This window comes from Nocardia brasiliensis NBRC 14402, assembly GCF_000308475.2.
Taxonomy (GTDB): Bacteria; Actinomycetota; Actinomycetes; order Mycobacteriales; family Mycobacteriaceae; genus Nocardia; species Nocardia brasiliensis.
This window is the reverse complement of the sequence record NZ_BAFT02000053.1, coordinates 1-20243: the sequence shown is the minus strand read 5'-3', so window position 1 is coordinate 20243 and position 20243 is coordinate 1. Positions and strand designations below refer to the sequence as shown.

Below are 20243 nucleotides of genomic sequence, written 5' to 3'. Positions count from 1 at the left end.
GCAGCTGCGGGTCGTCCGTTCCCATGTTCGGCACGCCCGCCGAGGGCACCACGAGAAGGCCCCCGACTGTCACGGTCGGGGGCCTTCTCGTGTACGCGCAGTTCAGTCGACCGGGCCGAGCACCAGGGCCGAGTTGTTGCCACCCATGCCGAGGGCGATCTTCATGGTGAGGCCGTTGCCGGTGTGGTCGATGACGCCGTCGATTAATCGGGGGTGGGCGGCGGCGACGATCGGGGCCGAGACCATGAGGCCGTGTTCGTAGCCCATGATGGTGGCGGCCACCTCGACTCCGCCGGAGGCGGCTTGGCAGTGGCCGGTCAGCGGTTTGGTGGCCAGCACCTGCGGGCGATCGTCGAAAATAGTTGCCAGTAAAGCGGTTTCGGCAACATCGCATTGCTGGGTGCCGGAACCGTGGCTGTTGAGGTAGGCCACCTGCGCCGGGTCCACCCGTGCGGCCGTCAGCGCCTGCCGCACGCAGGCGAAGATCTGCTCGTGCGAGGGCTCCACGGAGATGACGTGGTAGCCGTCGTTGGTCATGGCGCCGCCCAGCACCGCCGCGTACGGCCGGTCGGCCGCGCCGGTCACCACGAACGCCGTGGCGGCCTCGCCGAAGCCGAAACCGCGACTGCCCTCCTGGAACGGACGACAGGCCATGAGCGGATCCTCGTCGGTGACCGCCGCACCCAAGGTCACGAAGGGCTGGACGATGTCCGGGATCGCGCTCAGGTCGCTCGCGACCACCACCACGTCGTCGACGAAGCCTTGCGCCAGCCACATCTGGGCGGTCATGAGCGCGGCGTTCGCCGAGGAGCAGGCGGCCGTGACGTTCATCGCCGGACCGTGAAAACCGTGCTCGCTCATCAGGTTGGAGTTGGGCGTGGAGGGCAACAGCCGCAAGAAGTCCCGCGAACGGCGTTTGCCGTGGTCGTGGACGTAGAAATCATGCCACTCGTCGGTGTCGCCGAGCACGATCGCGTGCAGCAGCCCCACCGTGGCGCCCGGTCGCCAGCCCCGCGCGCGGGCGTCGGCCACCGCCTCGCGGACCGACTCCTGCACCGATCGCAGGTACACCGAACCCAACTCCGGATCGCCGCCGTCCGGTATCCGGGCCACCCATCCGTCGGTGTCCCGATCCGGACCGAACCCCGGCTGGGGCCGGGCCGCGTGCTTACCGCTCAGCAGTCCCTGCCACAGCGCCTCACGCCCCCAGCCATATCCGGTGACCGTGCCCAGCCCCGCAATGACCACACGATCTCGAGCAGCGTTCTTGCCTGGCATTTCACATCGTTCCTTCGCGAGCCGGTATTCGTCATGATCACCGCACCGAGGCCGCCGATGGGTGGAACTATGATCTATTCAACACGGCCCGGCAGGCATGGTAGCCAGGCGCCTGATTGTGTTTGCTCGGTGGCGCACATTCGCAGGTCGGCCACCGTACACCGCTACTTTCCGCGCCCCTGGCCCAGACAGACGCACTTGCTATGATCGAGTCAGCGTCGGCCGGAGAGCGATTCCCGAGCCCGGAAGCAGATCCCCCGTTGGAACGGGGCCGCGCTCCCGGCTGCCCCGGTGTCTTCTGGAGTCCAGTTGATGGATCAGGTCAGCCGCATCGGCCGAGCAGAACTCGACGGCACCACCCCGGATACGCCCGCGCTCCTGCAATTCTTCGATCACATCGTGCTCGGCAGCACCAACGAGGCCGTATGGCGTTGTGAGACAACGCATCTCTTGGATCAGTACGGACAGCCCTCGTTCGCGGTGCGCCTCGATCTCGACCCGCACGCCGGGAACGTCCTGGGCCGTGTTCCGGGCGGCGGCACCCGGAATCACCTGGTCGAACTCCACGACTGGTCCGTGCCCGCACTGGAAGCGGCCGCTCGGCGGCTGCTGAAATGCGGCACCGAAAGCCGCGCACATTACGGGACCGTGCTGCGGGAGTTGCCGCTGAGCCACCGCTCGAATTCGATCGGGGCGAGCTTGCTGACCAATTGCCTGCCGGTCACCTGGGCGGAAAAGGGATGTGCGTTCCAACGGGTCGCCGACACCACCGGCGCGAACGGAGTTTTCTTCGGCGCGATCACTCTCGCGGCCCCCGCGACAATCCTCGAGCTCACCCTCGCCGCGTATTTCCCGGCGCTCCCGCTGTTCGACGAAGCGCGCGGCGCGGAAGACGGACTGCGCTATGCCCTGGGCCGTTCGTGGTCGGAGGTGTCGATCACCCGCGTCGGGCAGACCGTGTTCTGGACCGCCCGGCAGCCACGCCGCCTCGGGTGAGCCGCCGCGCTCAGTTCACCGCACCGTCCTCGACCGGCCGGAGCACGATCGCGGCGGGTTGCACGGGCTTGGACTGCACACTCGGCAGGGGCCACGCGGTGGCCTCGTACCGGCGGTCGTTGATCGTCACGGTGGCCTCGACGCTGGTCTGCGATCCCGAGACGATCCGGGCGATCTGCAGGTCTTCCAGGAGTTCGACGATGTTGCTGTCGCGCAGTTCCTCGCGCAGCACCCCTTCGGTGTGCAGCGTGATCCGGCGTTCGGCGTCGACCAGGATCAGCGTGTGCCGGGTGAACTGGACGATGTGCCGCAGGGTCGCGACCACCGGCTCGGGGCGGCGGACCAGTTGCAAGCTCATGCCGTAGACGGATCGTGCGGTGGGACCGATGCCGGGGTGCGCGGCGCTCCAGAAATGCACCCAGCCGGGGGCGCCGGGTGGGTTGATCGACCAGATCGCTTCGGCAGTAAGCCCTTTGGTACCGGTCGCCGCATCCCAGTACAGCGCGAGGAAGCGCGGTACGTCGTCGGCGTTGGCGAACCGGAGCAGATCGCGGATGGGGCGCGGTTCGCCGGCCTGCCGGTCGGTGCCGAGCATCGCCAGGTCGTCGCCGGCGCTGCTGGTGGTGACGGCGTCCAGATCCAGGATCCAGCTGTTGTAGATCGGGCGCGGCAGGACCGGACCCGGCGCGAGCCACAGCACCAAGCCGAGCGGCATGCCATCGGGCGCCTTCACCCAGTGCGCACGCAAGGCCATCCCGGCCTCGTCGGCGGTGCGGTCGTCGTACGGTCCGTCGAAGAGGTCGGCGACCATATCGGCCCACAGCCGCTCGCCCTCGACGTCGAACCCGAGCATGCTCGCACAGCGCGTCAGCACCCGCGCCACGCGCTCGCCCGCGGCCGAGTGCACCATGATGTCGCTGCGGCTCAGTCGCGAATCCGCCCCGTCGCGCGCGACCCGCGCTTCCCGCCGCAGTCGAGTCGTGAGGACATCGACCCCCACCCACGCCGCTGGTACCCGCATGCCCAGAGCCTAGCGAGATCGGCCACCGCGATGCCGCGCACGCACCCGACCACGCGCGATTCCCGGCAGCGGCGGCGGGCTCAGGAAACCTTGCGCAGGTGGAAATCGCGATCGTCGGGGGTCGCGAGCAGCGCCTCCATGGTGGCGCGGTCGAACGGCAGCAGATCGATGTGGCCGCCTTCGGTGAAGTACCAGGAATTGCACCCGGTGTTCCACACCGTGGGCTCCAACGCCGCGCCGACCTCGGCTTCGAATCGGGCGGTGGCGGCCTCGGTCACCTCGACCGTGTCGAATTCGCCTGTGCGCCAACGGTTGATCCACGCGACGATATAGCGGGCGGTGACCTCGGCGGCGTGGTGCAGTGGAATGGAGCCGGTCGGTGAATTCGGTCCGAGCACGGTGAACAGGTTGGGGAAGCCCGGGACCGCGGTCATCCGGTAGGCCCGCGGGCCTTTCACCCACGCGTCGTCGATCGCGATCCCGTCGCGGCCGGCCAGGTTCATCGGCCGCATGTAGTTGTGCGCCTGGAAGCCGGTGGCCAGCACGATCATGTCGAACTCGTGCTCGGTGCCGTCGGCGGTGCGGATGCCGGTGGGGGTCACGGCCGCGATCGCGTCGGTGACCAGCTCGGCGTTGCGGGCGTGCAGCGCGCGATAGTAGCTGCCGGACAACACTTGTCGCTTGCACAGCGGCTGATAGTCCGGGGTGAGCTGCGCACGCAGTCGCGGGTCGCGCACCTGGACGCGCAGGCTCAATCGCGCGTACTCCTGCACCGCACGACGCCGCCAGCTCGGCCGCGTGACGACGTCGGTGAACAGCTTCGCACCGGTCATGCCCGCGCGATACAGCGCGCGATTGACCTGCGGGAGCCGGTCCAGCACCGCGCCGACGACGGCGGGTTGCGGCAGCCGCATCGGCGCCCAGATCACCCACTGCGGACTACGGACGAAATGGACGAGCCGGCGCGCCTTCGGCTGCAGTGCCGAAACCACCTGCACCCCGGTCGATCCGGTGCCGATGACGGCGATGCGCTTGCCGTCGGTGGGCACCGAGTCGTCCCAGCGCGCCGTGTGCAGCACGTCGCCGGTGAACTCGGCCAGGCCCGGCAGCTCGGGGGTGGCCGGATGGTGCAGCACGCCGGTGGCGGCGATCACGAAATCGGCCTCGTAGCTGTTGCCGTCGCCGGTCTCGACCCGCCAGCCCGATCCGGTGAAGGTCGCCGCCGTGACCTCGGCATTCGTGCGTACGTGCGGCCGAAGGCCGAACCGATCGACAACGTCGGCGAGGTAGCGCTGGATTTCCGGGCCGGGGGCGAAGACCTGCGACCAGTCCGGTTTCGGGGCGAAGCCGAACTGATACAGCTGTGACGGGACATCACAGGTCAGCCCGGGATAGTGGTTCCAATGCCATACCCCGCCGACATCGGACCCCTTCTCCAGGATCACGAAATCATCGATTCCGTTGCGCTGCAAAGTGATCGCGCTGGCAATACCGGAGACGCCGGCACCGATGATCACGACCCGCGGCGCGCGCGACGCGGTCACCACTGCCCCACTGTCCCCTGCCGAACGCTCACGCACTTGCCCAACTCCTTTGTCGGATACCCTCGGTATTCGAATACTGACGGTATTGTGAACCCGGCAGCATGTCAATGGAGTGGCGAACGGCAGGCCTAGCTCACTACGGGGACAGGACGTCGACTGCGGTACCACCACATGACGAGCGGGGTGGCCAGGAAGGGAAGGATGACGAAGGCCAGACCCTGCACGGACAGCTCGGGGTCGTGTAGTTCGAGGTAGTTCCACTTGCTCGCGAGGAACTGGGTGGTCACCTGGAAAGCGGCATGGAAGCCCATGCAGGCCATGATGTTTCCGGTCACCGACCGCAGCACGCCGAGCACCAGGGAGAAGCTGAAGAAGAGCACGGCTCGCCCCACCGAGCCCGCGGCGCCGATGAGCACACCCCACGCCGTGAACAGCAGCGCCTGCCCGACAACCGCACTCGCGGTGGACCACCGTTCGTTCAGATTGGCGAAGAAGTACCCGCGAAAGATGAGTTCTTCCGGAATGGCCTCGTACAGGAGCACCAGCACGAGCAGCCCGAGCAGTGCCAGCATGGTGCGCGGAAACGACTCCCGCACAGTGATATCCGCCCACCCGAGCCACAACATCACCGCCATCGCCGACCAAGCCGGAATTCCCCAGCACGCGGCACCGAAGAGAAATGCGCGACCACCGCGGCCGACGGAGGAGCATCCCAATTCGGCAAAGGGCATGCGGTCGAGAAACTTTCGAGCGAACAGAATCAATGGCACGGTGAACACCGCCGCGCCCACGGCGCGCATGTTGTGCGCCGAACGGGTGTATTCCCCGGCGGGCGGCACCAGGTGGTACAGCACCAACCACCACACCGTCACCGCGACGAAAACAATCCCCGCTCTGGCGACCAAAGCGGGACGGGCCCGTAATTCTTCACCGGAAATACCCACCCCGCGACCGTATCCCGCCTGATGAGCACGGCGCGTCCTACGAAAGTGGGAGTCGACGCGAACTCAATCGAATAGAGAAGTTCCTCAGGCGCAGCTGAATTGGAACGGCGCGGTTTGGGTGACGCCCGGTAAGACGATCATCTGGACGTACTCCACGCCGCGGACCGAACAGCCGGACGGCGGTGCGGTGACGCGCACCTGATAGCAACCGGGCGTCAAGTCGGCGCGCACCGTGCCGTCGGGTCCGGTGGTCAACGCGGTGGGGGCGGGCGCGGCACCGCACGGCGCGATACCGACCTCGGCCCCCGCCACGGCGAGTTGATCGGCCCCGGTCGTCGCCCGGACCTGCACCGCACCCTGCCCTGGATCGGCGCCCGCGAGGCCGGCGGCGGCCAGCAGGCCGACCCCGGCGCCTGCACCGATGAAGAGCACCCTGCGCATCCGAATCTCCCTCTGCACGAACGAAGATGAGCGTTGGTCCCCCGCTCGGTCAATATAGGCGGGGCGCCGGCGGACCGGAAACACACTCCCCTGATGATTAACCCCGCGCAGGATGCTCTAATCGGAACCGCGCGACCTCGTGATCGATGACACTTCAGCGACTCGCTCGGCGACATGCCCGGGCCCCCGCTCGATACACCGGTCGGCGTCTCTTTTCACGCACCCGAACGTCCGGTTGCCGTAACCTTCCAGGAACCAGGGGGGCCGACGGAGGACGAGCCGATGACTTATCCGAATCCGCACCAGCCCGACCAGCCCACCGGCTACCCGCCGCCGCACTATCCGCAGGCCGCGACTCCTCCGCCGGGGCCATCCGGCCCGCGGCAGCCCTCCCGGAAAAGCAAGGTCGGCCTCGTCATCGGGTTGATCGCGGTGGTGTTGCTGGCCCTCGGCGGCGTGGTGGTGATCGGGGCGGTGCTGACGGCGCAGGGCAAGGGACCGTTCGCCTCCGACGCGCAACGGATCGAGTCGGCCATCCACGACTTCTACGACACGCTGGAGAAGAAGGGCTTCCCGGCGGCCGCGGCCAAAGCGTGTGCGGCCGACCGCGCCGAGTTCGACGCGCTGCCCGCCGAACAGAAACAGGAATTCGACACCGCCGCGGTATCGGTCAGCATCGATAAGATCGATGACATCAAGATCGATGGCGAGCTGGCGACTGCACGGATCACCGGCAAGCTCACCCTGGAGTTGCCCGGCCAGGAGCCGGACACCGATACCAGCACCACCGAGCACCTGAAGAAGGAAGACGGCAAGTGGAAGGTCTGCTCCGCGGGTTCCGGCCGGAACTGACGAGCCGCGGCCCCGCATGACGTGCTGCGGGCCGTCCCGGCGCACCCTGCTCGGCGCGCTGGGCCTCGCGGCACTGCTGCCGGTGGTCGGCGCTGCGCGGCCGGGTTCGGCTCGGGCCCAATCGAATCCGATTCTCGCCACCGATCTGGAGGTGGTCACGATCACCGATCGGACGGTGATCGTGACCTGGACGACGCTGACACCGGACGCCGCGGGGCGGCTCGCCCCGATCGCCGCGGACGCGGAACTACGTCTCGCACCGGCGGATTCGCCCCGCGCACCGGTTCCGGTGTGGTCCGACCCGGAGCCGACGCCCTTCCACTACGCCGAAGTGGACGACCTGGAACCCGGCCGCGCGTACCGATTCGAGGCGTGGTCCAACGGTGTTCGCGCGATCCCCGCACTCTCGTTGACCACACTGAGTCCCGGCACCCCGGAGATCACCGGTGAATTCACCACATTGATGCCGCCGCCCGGACGTCCGCTGCGAACCATCGCCCTGGCCAACGACATCCATTACGGCGAGGAGGTCAGCGGCCTGCTCGTCGCGGGTCTGCCGCCCGGCTTCCGCCAGGACGTGCCGCCGTATCCCGAGGCGATGCTGGCCGCGCTGCTCGACGACCTGCGCAGGCCCGACCGGGACGCCGCGCACCTGCTGATCGCGGGCGATCTCACCGACGAAGCGTCCCTTGCGGATTCGCGCGCGGTCCGCGCGCAGCTCGACGGCTGGGGCCTGCTGGGCACCGACTATCTTGTGGTCCGCGGCAACCACGACCGGCCGCACACCGGGCCGGACTACGCGGGCTGCACCCCGGCGCCGGCCGCGCATCACGACTGCTGGGCCGAGGCGTTCACACCGCGCCAGCAACTCGTGGAGCACGAGATCGGCGGACTGCGCGTGCTCGGCCTGGACACCAGCGAGCTCGACGGCTCCGGTGGCACCATCGACCGCCCGCAGTTCGACCTGTTCACCGAGCGGCTGCGGGCCGACCCGGACCGGCCGACACTGGTGTTCAGCCACCATCCGGTCACCAGGGAGTCCGGTTACACCAATCTGGCAGGCCCGGGGTTCGTCCTGAACGGACGGGACAGCGCCGAACTCCAAGCGAGCTACGAGCGCACTCCCGGCGTCTTCCTGCACCACAGCGGCCACACCCACCGCAACCGCCGGACCCGCCCGGATACCGGGTGCGCCGTCGAATTCCTGGAAGTGGCTGCGGTCAAGGAATATCCGGGCGGCTACAGCCTGCTGCGCCTGTACGAGGGCGGCTACATGGTGAACTTCTACAAGACGCGGACCGCGGCCGCGCGCCGCTGGAGCGCGACCACCCGGGGCGAATACTTCGGCCTGCTCCCGGATTACACCCTCGGCACCACCGCCGACCGCAATCACGTTGTGCTACGCGATTTCTCGGGCCTCGGCTGATTCGCCGGGAATAGCACGACCGAGACCGCGCCGAGCGGGCACCGAGCAACGAGCGCCGGGCATCGCCCGAGCTGCTCGGCGCGGCGGTGGCGTACACCGCGCCGAGCGCCGCTCGATCGACGACCTCGAGCCCTGCTTGGAGCGAGCGGCGGGAATTGAACCCGCGTAAACGGCTTTGCAGACCGTTGCCTCAACCACTCAGCCACGCCCGCCTCGTGATTGATAGTGCCGGGCGCGGGTCTCCGGCCACACCCTTGTGCTCACTCTGATTCGAAGAGCACGGTCTGATTCGAAGAACACTGTGATCCACAGTGCCCGTGGATGTCCCCGATCACCACCCGGCCCCATGGAATGATCAGGGCATGTCCCGGCCACGTCCTTTGCCGCTCGACCCGATCGAGGAGGCCCATCGCCAATGGGTCGACCACGGCTGGGGGGATGTCGCCGACGGTATGGCCGCGGTGACCTCGCTGGTCCGAGCCCAGCAAATCGTCATGGCACGGGTCGACGAGGCACTGAAACCAACCGGTTTGACCTTCTCCCGCTATGAATTGCTCATGCTGCTGAGCTTCAGCAAGACCGGTGCGCTGCCGATGGCGAAGGCCAGCGCGCGGCTGCAGGTGCACCCCACCAGCGTCACCAACACCGTCGATCGCCTGGAGGCGGCGCAGCTGGTCGAGCGGGTGCCGCACCCCACCGACCGGCGCGCCACGCTCATCGAGATCACCGCCGCTGGAAGGGAATTGGTCGCGCAGGCGACCGAGGAACTGAACGCCAGAGTCTTCGCGCTGCCCGGCCTGGCACCCGATCGGCTGCACACCCTGCTCCAGCTGCTCGCGGAATTCCGACACGCCGCGGGCGACTTCGACACCGGCGCGGCGCAGGCGCACTGGTCCGCGACTGGACCCGAATAACCGGACACAACTGGACGGTCCGATACACCCCGCACTTGGCGGTGCAGTAACGGTCCGGCATCCAACTAGCGAATTTCTCGCCCTGTCGCCTTGGCAGCGGCGCGGAAAAGGTCCACCATGTAAATCATGGTGCTGGTCTTGGGGGTATCGGCGGGCGCTGGTGGCGCACGCGCGATGCTGACGCATTCCGATCAGCCACACCTCCCGCCCATCGATCGTTGCCAGGTACTGCGCCGCCCGGGCGGCGGCATCGACGAGCCGGTGCTCGAGGCCATCCGGCAGATGCGCGGCGCCGCCGATCGGCGCGACGAGCTGGTCACCGGCACGGCCGTGACCTGTCGCTGCACCATGCACTCCGAGGCCATCCGCGCCAGCGCGGGCCGCAGCGGGCTCACCATCGTCGACGAACCGCTGGCCCAGCTGCGCTACCTCCGGTTCACCGGGCAACTGCCGGACAGCGGCTCGGTACTGCTGTACGACCTCGGCAGTTCCGGTCTCACCATCACCCACGCCGATTGCCGCACCGACACCATCCTGGCGGGCAAACGCAGCACCGTGCTCGGCGGTGACGGCTACGATGCGCTGCTGCGCTGGCAACTCGCCCGCGGCGGCGTGCTCACCGACAAGCTCACCAGCCGCAGGCATCGGGAGGCGTTGAGCAGCGAGCGGGTGGTCACCGCGATCGACCCGATCTCCGGCGGCCGCGAGGTGGTGACCCGCAGCGACCTGGCGGAGCTGTGCTCGGCGAGCATCCATCACTCGGCGTCGTTCGTGCGCCAGCTGATCGAGGAGAGCGGGGTCCGGCCCGAGGCGCTCGTGCTGCTCGGCGGCTGCACCCGCAACCCGAACATCCGCGACGAGCTGGCCGAACTGATCGACCTGCCGATCATCTACGACCCCGAACCGGATTACGTCTCGGCGCGCGGCGCAGTGCTGCTGGCGGCCGAACGCCACGGCGGGGAGGTGCGGATGGCGCGAGCGCGCACGGGTGCGGCCCTGTCCGCGTCGCTGGTGCACGGCCCGGTCGACCGCCGCAAGCTCATCGCCGCCGTCGCGGTCACCGCGGCGCTCGGCGCGACCATCGCGGGAATCCTTGCCATGGACAGGAGTTCGGCCGAACCGAGCGACGGCAACACGCCGACACCCGCGGAGATCATCGGTCCGTCGCCGTCCGACTTCGGCTGACCCGAACCCACTAAGTGGACAGGCATTCTGTCCGGACCGCGGTCCGCCCACCCGGATCGCGGGCGGGCGGACGACCGATCAGCGGTTGGTGAACTTCGCGGGGCGCTTCTCGACGAAGGCGGTCATGCCTTCCTTCTGATCCTCGATGGCGAACAGCGAATGGAAGACGCGGCGCTCGAAACGCAGGCCTTCCGCGAGGGTGGTTTCGAAGGAGCGGTTGACCGCCTCCTTCGCAATCATGGTGACCGGCAACGACATCGACGCGATCGTCTCGGCGACCTCGAGCGCGGTGTCCAGCAGCTCCGCGGCGGGCACGATGCGAGACACCAGGCCGGCGCGCTCGGCCTCTTCGGCGTCCATATTGCGCCCGGTGAGCACCAGATCCATCGCCTTGGCCTTACCGACCGCGCGGGTCAGCCGCTGCGAGCCGCCGATACCGGGGATGACACCGAGCTTGATCTCCGGCTGCCCGAACTTGGCGGTGTCGGCCGCGATCAGGATGTCGCAGATCATCGCCAGCTCACAGCCGCCGCCCAGGGCGTACCCGGCGACCGCGGCGATGGTCGGCTTGCGGAATTCCGCGAGCCGGTCCCAGCGGGCGAAGTAGTCGTTGAGGAACATGTCCATGTACGACTTGGGCTGCATCTCCTTGATATCTGCGCCCGCCGCGAAGGCGCGCTCCGATCCGGTGATGACGACGGACCCGATCTCCGCGTCGCGCTCCAGTTCGTCCAGCGCGGCGATGACATCGTCGAGGACTTGCGCGTTCAACGCGTTGAGCGCCTTCGGCCGGTTCAACGTGATCCAGCCGACCCGCCCCTTGCGCTCCAGCAGGATCGTCTCGAAATCGCTCACTAGGCACCTTCTCGCTCAGAACGGCTACGAATATCGGTGACGATAGCGGAGAAGTCCAGGTCGCCCGACGACTGGTTGAACCGCTCGTAGATCTCGGCGGCGAGCAGGCCGAGCCGGCCCTCGATGCCGTTCTCGCGCAGCGCGTTCGCGGCGAGGCCGAGGTCCTTGGTCATCAGCGCGGTGGCGAAGCCGGGCCGGTAGTCGTTGTTGGCCGGGCTGGTCGGCACCGGGCCGGGGACCGGGCAGTAGGAGGTCAGGGCCCAGCTCTGGCCGGATGCGGTGGAGACGACGTCGAAGAAGGACTGGTGGGTCAGGCCCAACTGCTCACCGAGCACCAGGGCCTCGGACAGGCCGATCATCGAGATGCCGAGCAGCATGTTGTTGCAGATCTTGGCGGCCTGCCCGACCCCGGAGCCGCCGCAGTGCACGACCTTGCCGCCCATCACCTCGAGCACCGGCAACGCGGTGGCGAAATCGTCGGCGGCACCGCCGACCATGAAGGTGAGGGTGCCCGCCGCCGCACCGGCGACGCCGCCGGAAACCGGGGCGTCCAGCGCCCGGTGCCCCGCGCCGATCGCGAGGACGGCCGCGGACTTCGCGTCGGCCACGTCGATCGTCGAACAGTCGATGAACAGGGTGCCCGGCTTCGCGGCGGGCAGGATCTCCGCGTACACGTCGAGCACCAGCCGCCCGTTCGGCAGCATGGTGATCACCACGCCCGCCTCCGCCGCCTCGACGGCGGTGGCGACGACGGTCGCCCCGTCCTTCGCGGCCTGCTCCCGCGCGGCGGGTACCGGGTCGTAGGCCAGTACCTCGTAGCCGGCTTTCACCAGGTTCGCCGCCATCGGCGCACCCATGTGGCCGAGCCCGAGGAATCCGATCTTTTCAGTCATTGCTCACCAAACCCAGTTCCTGATCGCCCAATTCGGCGAAGTATGCGTCGACCTGCGCGGCGCTGACGTCGGCGAGGGTCGCCGGCGACCACTGCGGGGCACGGTCCTTGTCGATCACTTGCGCGCGGATGCCCTCCACCAGGTCGTGCGAGGCCAGGGCCGCGATGGAGACCCGATACTCCTCGTTCAGCACCACCTCCAGGCTCGGCGCGGCACCCGCCGACCGCAACGACCGTAACGCGACCTTCAGCGCGACAGGCGATTTCGTGAGAATGTCGGCCGCCGCCCGGCCTGCTTCCGGCGCCTCGTGCGCCTGGAGCCGCGCGACGATCTCCTCGACGGTGTCCGCGCCGTAGCAGGCGTCGATCCACCCGCGCTGCGCGAGCAGACCGGATTCCGGTGCACCCGTGGCGAATTTGGCGATCGCGACCTCGACGGCCTCGGTGCGCAACGTCTCCAGCAGCGCGGGCAGGTGTTCGGTGGCGACGAAGTAGTCGGCGAAACCCGCCGCGATCGCGTCGCCCGCGTCCATCCGCGCGGTGGTCAGCGCGACGTGCGTGCCGATCTCGCCGGGGCTGCGCGCGAGCAGGTAGGTACCGCCGACATCGGGCACGAACCCGATGCCCACCTCGGGCATGCCGATCTTGGACCGCTCGGTGACGATGCGGTGGCTGCCGTGGCCGGACAGCCCGACCCCGCCGCCCATCACGATGCCGTCCATCACCACCACGTAGGGCTTCGGGTACCGGCCGATCAGCGCGTTGAGCAGGTATTCGTCCCGCCAGAAACGCCCGGTCGGCGAATCGGGGCCGACCGCACCGCCGGTGGCGTCGGTGTGGATCGCGACGATATCGCCGCCCGCGCACAGACCGCGCTCCCCCGCGCCGGTGAGCACGACGGTCCGGACGGCGTCGTCGTCCGCCCAGGCGCGCAACGCCTCGGTGATCGCCAGTGTCATCGAATGATTCAGCGCGTTGATGGCTTTGGGCCGGTTCAGCGTGATCAGTCCCAGGCCGTCCTGCTGCTCGATGCGGACCTCGGGCTCAGCCGCGTCGGTCATGCCGCTCCTTCCACCGCACGGGCGACGACCACCCGCATGATCTCGTTGGTCCCTTCCAGGATCTGATGTACCCGCAGATCCCGGACAATCTTCTCCACACCGTATTCGGCGAGGTAGCCGTAGCCGCCGTGCAGTTGCAACGCCTTGTTGGCCACCTCGAAACCGGTGTCGGTGGCGAACCGCTTCGCCATGGCGCACAGCTCGACCTTGTCCGGCGCGTCCGCGTCGAGCGCGGCCGCCGCCCGCCACAGCAGGGTGCGGGCCGCCTCCAATTCGGTACGCATATCGGCGAGCTGGAACCGCAGCGCGTCGTTCTTCAGCAGCGGCTTGCCGAACGCGTGCCGCTCGGCCAGATACGGCACCGTCTTGTCCAGTGCCGCTTGGGCGCCGCCGACCGAGCAGGCGGCGATGTTCAGCCGCCCGCCGTTGAGGCCGTTCATGGCGATCCGGAAGCCGTCGCCCTCGGCGCCGAGCAGGTTCGCCGCGGGCACCCTGGCGTCCTCGAAGATCACCTGACGGGTGGGCTGAGCGTTCCAGCCCATCTTCTTCTCGTTGGCGCCGAAGGAAACTCCGGGCGTATCGGCGGCCACGATGAACGCCGAGATACCGCGTGCGCCGTCGGCGCCGGTCCGCGCCATCACCACGTAGACGTCCGTGGCGCCCGCGCCGGAGATGAATTGCTTTGCGCCGTTGAAGATGTAGTCGTCACCGTCGCGAACGGCCTTGGTGCTCAAGGCCGCCGCGTCCGAGCCGACGCCTGGTTCGGTCAGCGCGTAGCTGGCCAGCAGCTCCATCGAAGTCAACCGCGGCAGCCACCGATCACGCTGTGTGGCATCGCCGTAGCGGTCGATCATCCAGGTCGCCATGTTGTGGATGGAGATATAGGCGGCGATGGCCGGGCACCCCGTCGCGAGCTGCTCGAAGATCCGCACGGCGTCGAGCCTGCGCAGGCCCGAACCGCCCACGTCCTCGCGCACGTAGATACCGCCCAGGCCGAGCGGGCCCGCCTTGCGCAGCACGTCGATCGGAAAGTGCTTCTGCTCATCCCATTCCAGCGCGTTCGGCGCGAGGAACTCGTCGGCGAAACCGCGCGCGGTGTCGCGGATCGCCTTCTCGTCGTCGTCGAGGATGAACATGTCAGTCCATCGTGGGGATCACGAAGGCGTTGCTCTCCTTCAAACCCGAAGGCCAGCGCTGCGTGACGGTCTTGGTCTTGGTGTAGAAGCGGATCGAGTCCGGGCCGTGCTGGTTCAGGTCGCCGAAGCCGGAACGCTTCCAACCGCCGAAGGTGTAGTACGCGATCGGCACCGGGATCGGCACGTTGATGCCGACCATGCCGACCTGCACGCGGGCGGCGAAATCGCGGGCGGTGTCGCCGTCGCGAGTGAAAATCGCGACGCCGTTACCGTATTCGTGCTCGTTGGCCAGCCGCAGACCCTCTTCGTAGTCCTTGGCGCGCACCACGCTCAGCACCGGACCGAAAATCTCTTCTTTGTAGATCCGCATCTCCGGCGTCACGTTGTCGAACAGCGTCGCGCCGACGAAGTAGCCGTCCTCGGCGCCGGGAACGGTCACGCCGCGCCCGTCGACCACCAGCTCGGCCCCCTCATCGATGCCGATCTGGACGTAGTTGTGCACCCGGTCCACGCCGTCCTTGCCGACCAGCGGGCCGTAGTCGGCGCCCGGATCGTCGGACCGTCCGATGTTGAGCTTGTGCACCCGCTCGGTCAGCTTGGCGAGCAGGCGATCCGCGGTCTCCTGTCCCACCGGCACCGCGACCGAGATGGCCATGCAGCGCTCGCCCGCGGAACCGTAACCGGCGCCGATCAATTGGTCCGCGACGTCGTCGAGGTCGGCGTCCGGCATGACGATCGCGTGGTTCTTCGCGCCGCCGAAACACTGGGCGCGCTTGCCGTTCGCGGTCGCGGTCTCGTAGATGTACTGGGCGATCGGGGTGGAGCCGACGAAGCCAACGGCCTTGATCCGCGGATCGTGCAGCAGCGCGTCGACCGCTTCCTTGTCGCCGTTGACGACGTTGAACACACCCGCGGGCAGGCCCGCCTCGAGGAACAACTCGGCCAGCCGCAGCGGCACCGAGGGATCGCGCTCGGAGGGCTTGAGCACGAACGCGTTGCCGGTGGCCAGCGCCGGGCCCGCCTTCCACAGCGGGATCATCGCCGGGAAGTTGAAGGGGGTGATGCCCGCGACGACGCCGAGCGGCTGACGCATCGAGTAGACGTCGATGCCGGTGCCCGCGCTCTCGGTGTACTCGCCCTTGAGCAGGTGCGGGATGCCGGTCGCGAACTCGATGACCTCGAGACCGCGCTGGATGTCGCCCTTCGCGTCGGCGATGGTCTTGCCGTGCTCGGCGGAGAGCAGCGCGGCCAGGTTGTCCATGTCGTCCTGCACCAGGGTCAGGAACTTCATCAGCACCCTGGCCCGCTTCTGCGGATTGAACGCGGCCCACACCCGTTGCGCCGCTTCGGCGTTCGCGACGACCGCGGCGACCTCGTCCTTGCTCGCCAGCGGCACCCTGGCCTGCACCTGGCCGAGGTTCGGGTCGTAGACATCGCCGAACCTGCCGGAGGTGCCCGCTACGTGTTGCCCGCCGATGAAGTGAGTGAGTTCGCGAACCATGCCAGTCCTGTCCTGGTAGCCGACCATGACACCGCGCGTGCGGTATGCGGTCATCCTATAGTTGGACGTCCATGCTTTTTCCGAGTGTGACGAACCACACCCGGTCGAGCGCTCACTCAGGACACGGGCGGCTCGTCCTTGGAGCCACGGGTGAGCACGAACGCGCCGCCACCGAGGACCAGGGTGCCGATCGCCAGCACGGTCACCGCGACAGCCAGCGGGTTGTCGGTCAGTTCGGTGACCGCCTGACCCGCCGCGAGCGCGACCGCGAGCGCGCCGCCGACCACGAGCACCGTCGAGCGCCGCTGCGCGAACAACCCGAAACAGACGCCGGCCACCAGCACGCTCAGCAGGAACGCCCACGGCCTGCCGTCCGCCTCGACGACCACCGCGCCGAGCAACGCGATCGCCACCGCGATCGCATAGCCGAGCCAGGTTTCGACAAAGACGTCGAACCCGGTGAGCGCGAACCAGATTCCCGCCACGGCGAGCAGGCCGAACCCGACCCAGATATCGGTGGCGCCCGCCAGATCACCGAGCAGGCCGGGCACCGCCGCGGCACTGCACACCCCGCAGGCGAGCATGCCGAGCACCGCCGGAACGGCGATATAGCCGAGCACCGCGGTCACCAGACCGGCGAGCACGGCCCAAGCCCCGGCATCGGCAGAGCTGTGGTCCAGGGCGGTTCCGACCATCCCGGCCACTGACCCGGCGGCGAGCGCGAGCAAGGCCGACGCGAGCCGCACCCGCGAACCGGACTCGGCCCGGCCGAACATCCGCGCGGGGCCGCCGACCACGGCCACGGCGCCGAGCACCAGCCCGAGCGAGACCGCGAAGAGCACCGCGACCTGCCCGGCCCGCGCGAGATCGTCCCAGGACGACCCGATCACCAACGCGATCCCGCCGAACACCAGCCCGGCGCCGATATATGCGGCGATCTCGGCCACCACCTTGCCCGGCGGGCGCTGTTCCCGCGCCGCCAGCGCGGCCACGACCGCGGCGTACTGCGCTTCGGTCAGCACGCCGTCGGTGACCAGCCTCCGCAAGGCCGCCTGCCGGGCTCTCGCCATCCGCATATTATGTCCGGATTCCGCGGGGCCGAGGCCGGATCAGCGGTGGTCCTCAGGATTCGGGACCGAGTTCCACGACGGTGCCGGGATGCGCCAGCGACGCGACGGTGATCCGGCCGCCCTTGGCCTGGTCGATGATCTGGCCCTGCCACGCGACTAAGCAGGAGGCGATCTCGCTGTTGTAGACCCGGTTGAGGATCGGAGTCAGCACCTTGGCCAGTTCACCCTCCGCGGCGATCAACTGTCCGCGATATGGCCCGTAGTAGGGCAGGATCGCTTGCAGGACAACGGCTTCTACGCCTTGCACCTGAGTGATGATCGGGTCGATCACCGGTTGGTACTGCGCGATCACCGGCGCGATCTCGGCCAGCACCGGACCGGCCAGCTGCAAGACGGGCTGGTAGACCGAGCCGAGCGCGAACGCCTCCGAGGAGAACGGGCCGGCCAGCGGCGCAAGCCCGATCAGCGAGGCGAGTCCACCCTGCTGTTCGGGGGCGGGCCAGCCGAGCGGGCACGGCGGCTGCGTCGCGACCGGCGCGGACGCGAACGGATCGGCGGCACCGAGCGGCACCGAACCGTTCGGGGCATTGCCCGTACCGAGGGGCACCGAACTGTTCGGGGCCGCACCGGCATTGGGGGCTCCGGCACCCGGGTTGATCGAGACCGCGGCAGGCACACCACCCGAACCCAGCGGGACCGCGGCAGCGGGTGCCGCCGCGGGCGGTGCCGCCGGACCCGGCGCGGCCAGTGCCGGAGCTGCCGCCGCAGGCGCCGGAGTGACCGGTGCGGCGTGCCGGGCAGCCGCGACCGCCTGCTCCTGGGTGACCACCACGGTGGTGACGTCGTCGTCGGTGCGAACGGTCAACGCGGTGACCGCGACGGCGCTGCCGATCACGGTCAGCGCGGCCACCGCGCGGATGGCCACGGTGAGCGCGGGCCGGGTCGTCGTGCGAGAACTCATCGGGCGGAACTCCTTCGATGTCTATTTGGCCGAGGGTGTCGGCGCGGCCGGCGCGGCGGCGTCGGGTTCGAACACGCCCTCCAGATGCCACACGCCGGTGAAGCCGTTGAACGGCCCGCCGACGATCAAGCTGGTCCATTGCAGGGTGAACTTGCGAGACTTGCGGTCATAGCTGCCGGTCGCCGACGGCCCCTGCGCAGCATCGGATTTGGGCTTGTCGAACCATTGCTTGGCGACCCAGTCCCACACCTTCTGCACCTGCTCGGCGCCCGCGACCTGGGCGTCCTGCTTCTCCGGCGGCTTCGGCGCGCCCTGGTTGAACTCCTGGTCGTTCCACGAGGCCGCCCAGGACGACAGGTCGGCGGTCAGGGTGCCGCCGTCGTCGGTCACGGTCGGCGGCGGCACCCGGCGCTGCGTCTGCGGGTCCACCGGGTTGGTCGAGATGCCGAACTCGACCGCGAAGAACTTGGTCGGCTTGGTGATCGACGCGGACAGCGAATTACCCTGCGCGAAACCAGGGTTCGGCTCGCTCTGATATCCGCCGATGCGCAGCCCGCCGGCCGTGCCGGGTTCGAGCAGCGTGGTCGAACCGCCCTGGGCCGGTGAATCACCGTTGGGCATATAGGGCCCCTTCTCCGGGGTACCGCCCGGCTGGACCATCCGGAACCAGGTGCCTGCCACCTCGTCGCCCGACACCGAACCCGGTGTGAAACGCAGCAATCCGACCAGCTGCTCGGGCCCGCTCGGCGCGGGATCGTCGTCGCCACCACCGGAACAGCCCGGAACCACCAGCACCAGCGCGGCAAAGGCCGCCAGTGCGAACGTCTTTCGCAGGCTCATACCGGCTTGCCTCCTGAGCTTTCGACCACGGTGGGCCGATCGACTGTGGGACGAATACTCATTTCGCCTGGCCGCCCGGCGAATCCGACGGCGTAGGTCCCGCCCCGCCGTGCCGTCCGCGCGGCAGCTGCACTCCGGTGCCCGCCAGCGCGAGCGCGCCGGGCACGAGGTAGAAATAGCCGAGACCGCGCAACGCGCCGAAACCCATCGGGCGCGTCGAGTCGTTCAGCGCGACAACGGCGTCGAAGTTGCGGACGTTGTCGTTCATCGCCCCGATCAGGGCCGCGAAACGTGAGGTCATCGGCTGCCACTGCGCCTCCAGCGTGGTGATGCCGGTGAGCTCCGCGTCGGGGTGCGCGTTCCGCACCGCGACGGTGTATCGGCTGTTCAATTCACCGTCCGCGGCCACCAGCGTGACGAAATAGCCCTGCAACTGCCGGACCTCGTCATGGGTGAGAATCGGGCGCAGATCATCGATCAGGGGTTGTCCCGCCGGAGCAGCCGGGAACAACCCGCCGAACGCCGATGTCGCGATCAGCCCGAGCGCCGCGAGTCCCGCGAGCGAACGCCAGACGAGCACCCGCTCCCCCTCCTTCGCCCGCCGGTAGCCGAACACGCCCGCGGCCACGAGCACCGCGCCCGGCAACGCCAGCAACCACGGCAGCGTGCCGAAAGGTATGACCGAGGAGAGCTTTTCGTAGTTCTGCCGGTTGTCATCGATCGCGCCGAGCATCCCGGACATGTGCGCGCGAATCTCCGGATAGTCCCGGACGAACTGCTCGACCCGGTCGTAGGTACCCGGCTGTTGCCCACGCTGCTGCAAGGTCACCACGTTCGTGCGCGCGTCCGCCAGCACCTGCAGATCGTGCTGGTAGCCGTCGAGGCTGGAGCGGGTCATATAGGGCTCGAACGCGTCGATCATCGCCTCGCCCTTGACCGCTCGGGGAAACATGCCGGTGACGATCGGGGCCAGCACCAGCACCGCGCCCAGGACCACGAGAACGACGAACGGCCATCGCTTCCCGGGTCGCGGAGGTGCGGGTTCCGGGTTCGAGACGAACTCGGAATAGGCGGGCAGCCCCGACACGGCGGTCACTGTCGTTGCCGACGGACGATCCGGTCCGCGTTGGTGAACACCGCGGTCGCCACGATCGCGGCGACGAACAGCGTCGGCACCACCCACGCCGGAGTGTTCCGCTCGTGCGGTACCGCGACCGTCTTGCTGGCCAGCACCGGGTCGGTGCGCGCGGCCTGCGTGTCATCGTGCACGACCGGAACGGTGGCGGCGGGCGGCGCGGGGGCATCCGCCGGCGGGGCGGCCGGAGC

General features: G+C 68.7%; 19 protein-coding genes, 1 tRNA gene and 1 pseudogene. 5 read left to right on the top strand and 16 right to left on the bottom strand.

From position 1 onward, the window contains the following. Positions 1-102: 102 nt before the first annotated feature. The gene (locus TY25_RS16070) at positions 103-1278 is read right to left on the bottom strand and encodes a beta-ketoacyl synthase N-terminal-like domain-containing protein (RefSeq protein WP_042257044.1); all 1176 of its coding nucleotides are present in this window, start codon (positions 1276-1278) and stop codon (positions 103-105) included. Between the two features lie 312 nt (positions 1279-1590). On the opposite strand from TY25_RS16070, the gene TY25_RS16065 reads away from it, so the two are divergent. After that, positions 1591-2274: a hypothetical protein gene (locus TY25_RS16065; protein WP_042257042.1), complete on the top strand. Its 684-nt coding sequence runs from the start codon at positions 1591-1593 to the stop codon at positions 2272-2274. Between the two features lie 10 nt (positions 2275-2284). On the opposite strand, the gene TY25_RS16060 is transcribed toward TY25_RS16065, so the two are convergent. The 4 genes from TY25_RS16060 to TY25_RS16045 form a co-directional block, all read right to left on the bottom strand. After that, a complete protein-coding gene (locus tag TY25_RS16060) occupies positions 2285-3295 on the bottom strand; it encodes a hypothetical protein (protein ID WP_042257041.1) in 1011 nt (336 codons plus the stop codon). An 80-nt stretch (positions 3296-3375) separates the two neighbouring features. Then, positions 3376-4875 carry a flavin-containing monooxygenase gene (locus tag TY25_RS16055; protein WP_226887055.1) on the bottom strand — a complete coding sequence of 500 codons (1500 nt, stop codon included), beginning with the start codon at positions 4873-4875 and terminating at the stop codon, positions 3376-3378. Between the two features lie 92 nt (positions 4876-4967). After that, a complete protein-coding gene (locus tag TY25_RS16050) occupies positions 4968-5783 on the bottom strand; it encodes a CPBP family intramembrane glutamic endopeptidase (RefSeq protein ID WP_042257040.1) in 816 nt (271 codons plus the stop codon). 84 nt (positions 5784-5867) lie between these two features. Next, positions 5868-6224, bottom strand: a complete 357-nt coding sequence (locus TY25_RS16045; protein WP_042257039.1) for a hypothetical protein — start codon at positions 6222-6224, stop codon at positions 5868-5870. A gap of 282 nt (positions 6225-6506) precedes the next feature. Between TY25_RS16045 and TY25_RS16040 the strand changes: the two genes are divergently transcribed. Both TY25_RS16040 and TY25_RS16035 read left to right on the top strand, forming a co-directional pair. Next, complete coding sequence (locus TY25_RS16040; protein ID WP_052383005.1) at positions 6507-7076, top strand: Rv0361 family membrane protein; 570 nt, start codon at positions 6507-6509, stop codon at positions 7074-7076. A 16-nt stretch (positions 7077-7092) separates the two neighbouring features. After that, a complete protein-coding gene (locus TY25_RS16035) occupies positions 7093-8502 on the top strand; it encodes a metallophosphoesterase family protein (protein ID WP_042257037.1) in 1410 nt (469 codons plus the stop codon). Between the two features lie 137 nt (positions 8503-8639). Here TY25_RS16035 and TY25_RS16030 read toward each other — a convergent pair. Continuing rightward, a tRNA-Cys gene (locus tag TY25_RS16030) sits at positions 8640-8714 on the bottom strand. Positions 8715-8864: 150 nt separating this feature from the next. Between TY25_RS16030 and TY25_RS16025 the strand changes: the two genes are divergently transcribed. Together TY25_RS16025 and TY25_RS16020 are read left to right on the top strand one after the other, a co-directional pair. Beyond that, positions 8865-9416 carry a MarR family winged helix-turn-helix transcriptional regulator gene (locus TY25_RS16025; RefSeq protein WP_042257035.1) on the top strand — a complete coding sequence of 184 codons (552 nt, stop codon included), beginning with the start codon at positions 8865-8867 and terminating at the stop codon, positions 9414-9416. A gap of 126 nt (positions 9417-9542) precedes the next feature. After that, positions 9543-10601, top strand: coding sequence for an Hsp70 family protein (locus TY25_RS16020; RefSeq protein ID WP_042257033.1), 1059 nt, complete (start codon positions 9543-9545; stop codon positions 10599-10601). A gap of 78 nt (positions 10602-10679) precedes the next feature. Here TY25_RS16020 and TY25_RS16015 read toward each other — a convergent pair whose 3' ends face one another. The 10 genes and pseudogenes from TY25_RS16015 to TY25_RS15970 form a co-directional block, all read right to left on the bottom strand. Next, entirely contained in the window at positions 10680-11456 is a 777-nt protein-coding gene (locus tag TY25_RS16015; protein ID WP_042257031.1) for an enoyl-CoA hydratase, read from the bottom strand. Further along, the gene (gene mmsB, locus TY25_RS16010) at positions 11456-12349 is read right to left on the bottom strand and encodes a 3-hydroxyisobutyrate dehydrogenase (protein ID WP_042257030.1); all 894 of its coding nucleotides are present in this window, start codon (positions 12347-12349) and stop codon (positions 11456-11458) included. The genes TY25_RS16015 and mmsB overlap by 1 nt, the downstream gene beginning before the upstream one ends. Continuing rightward, positions 12342-13409: an enoyl-CoA hydratase/isomerase family protein gene (locus tag TY25_RS16005; protein WP_042257028.1), complete on the bottom strand. Its 1068-nt coding sequence runs from the start codon at positions 13407-13409 to the stop codon at positions 12342-12344. Before TY25_RS16005 ends, mmsB begins: the two co-directional genes overlap by 8 nt. Beyond that, entirely contained in the window at positions 13406-14545 is a 1140-nt protein-coding gene (locus TY25_RS16000; protein ID WP_042257027.1) for an acyl-CoA dehydrogenase family protein, read from the bottom strand. Before TY25_RS16000 ends, TY25_RS16005 begins: the two co-directional genes overlap by 4 nt. A 1-nt stretch (position 14546) precedes the next feature. Beyond that, complete coding sequence (locus TY25_RS15995) at positions 14547-16046, bottom strand: CoA-acylating methylmalonate-semialdehyde dehydrogenase (RefSeq protein WP_029902967.1); 1500 nt, start codon at positions 16044-16046, stop codon at positions 14547-14549. Between the two features lie 116 nt (positions 16047-16162). Further along, entirely contained in the window at positions 16163-17116 is a 954-nt protein-coding gene (locus TY25_RS15990) for a DUF2157 domain-containing protein (RefSeq protein ID WP_042257026.1), read from the bottom strand. A gap of 52 nt (positions 17117-17168) precedes the next feature. Then, on the bottom strand, positions 17169-18077 hold the full coding sequence (locus TY25_RS15985; protein WP_042257024.1) for a hypothetical protein: 909 nt from the start codon (positions 18075-18077) through the stop codon (positions 17169-17171). A gap of 21 nt (positions 18078-18098) precedes the next feature. Further along, the gene (locus tag TY25_RS15980; RefSeq protein ID WP_042257022.1) at positions 18099-18917 is read right to left on the bottom strand and encodes a hypothetical protein; all 819 of its coding nucleotides are present in this window, start codon (positions 18915-18917) and stop codon (positions 18099-18101) included. 58 nt (positions 18918-18975) lie between these two features. Next, positions 18976-20004 (bottom strand): hypothetical protein, encoded by a 1029-nt coding sequence (locus TY25_RS15975; protein ID WP_146154076.1) that lies wholly within the window; start codon positions 20002-20004, stop codon positions 18976-18978. A gap of 5 nt (positions 20005-20009) precedes the next feature. Continuing rightward, a pseudogene (locus TY25_RS15970) lies at positions 20010-20243 on the bottom strand (hypothetical protein); the annotation flags it as partial.

What these genes read in the sequence shown, in the direction of transcription:
- TY25_RS16070 (WP_042257044.1), bottom strand. Translation starts at nt 1,278, where the DNA reads ATGCCAGGCAAGAACGCTGCTCGAGATCGTGTGGTCATTGCGGGGCTG.
- TY25_RS16065 (WP_042257042.1), top strand. Translation starts at nt 1,591, where the DNA reads ATGGATCAGGTCAGCCGCATCGGCCGAGCAGAACTCGACGGCACCACC.
- TY25_RS16060 (WP_042257041.1), bottom strand. Translation starts at nt 3,295, where the DNA reads ATGCGGGTACCAGCGGCGTGGGTGGGGGTCGATGTCCTCACGACTCGA.
- TY25_RS16045 (WP_042257039.1), bottom strand. Translation starts at nt 6,224, where the DNA reads ATGCGCAGGGTGCTCTTCATCGGTGCAGGCGCCGGGGTCGGCCTGCTG.
- TY25_RS16040 (WP_052383005.1), top strand. Translation starts at nt 6,507, where the DNA reads ATGACTTATCCGAATCCGCACCAGCCCGACCAGCCCACCGGCTACCCG.
- TY25_RS16035 (WP_042257037.1), top strand. Translation starts at nt 7,093, where the DNA reads ATGACGTGCTGCGGGCCGTCCCGGCGCACCCTGCTCGGCGCGCTGGGC.
- TY25_RS16025 (WP_042257035.1), top strand. Translation starts at nt 8,865, where the DNA reads ATGTCCCGGCCACGTCCTTTGCCGCTCGACCCGATCGAGGAGGCCCAT.
- TY25_RS16020 (WP_042257033.1), top strand. Translation starts at nt 9,543, where the DNA reads ATGGTGCTGGTCTTGGGGGTATCGGCGGGCGCTGGTGGCGCACGCGCG.
- mmsB (WP_042257030.1), bottom strand. Translation starts at nt 12,349, where the DNA reads ATGACTGAAAAGATCGGATTCCTCGGGCTCGGCCACATGGGTGCGCCG.
- TY25_RS16005 (WP_042257028.1), bottom strand. Translation starts at nt 13,409, where the DNA reads ATGACCGACGCGGCTGAGCCCGAGGTCCGCATCGAGCAGCAGGACGGC.
- TY25_RS16000 (WP_042257027.1), bottom strand. Translation starts at nt 14,545, where the DNA reads ATGTTCATCCTCGACGACGACGAGAAGGCGATCCGCGACACCGCGCGC.
- TY25_RS15995 (WP_029902967.1), bottom strand. Translation starts at nt 16,046, where the DNA reads ATGGTTCGCGAACTCACTCACTTCATCGGCGGGCAACACGTAGCGGGC.
- TY25_RS15990 (WP_042257026.1), bottom strand. Translation starts at nt 17,116, where the DNA reads ATGGCGAGAGCCCGGCAGGCGGCCTTGCGGAGGCTGGTCACCGACGGC.
- TY25_RS15985 (WP_042257024.1), bottom strand. Translation starts at nt 18,077, where the DNA reads ATGAGTTCTCGCACGACGACCCGGCCCGCGCTCACCGTGGCCATCCGC.
- TY25_RS15980 (WP_042257022.1), bottom strand. Translation starts at nt 18,917, where the DNA reads ATGAGCCTGCGAAAGACGTTCGCACTGGCGGCCTTTGCCGCGCTGGTG.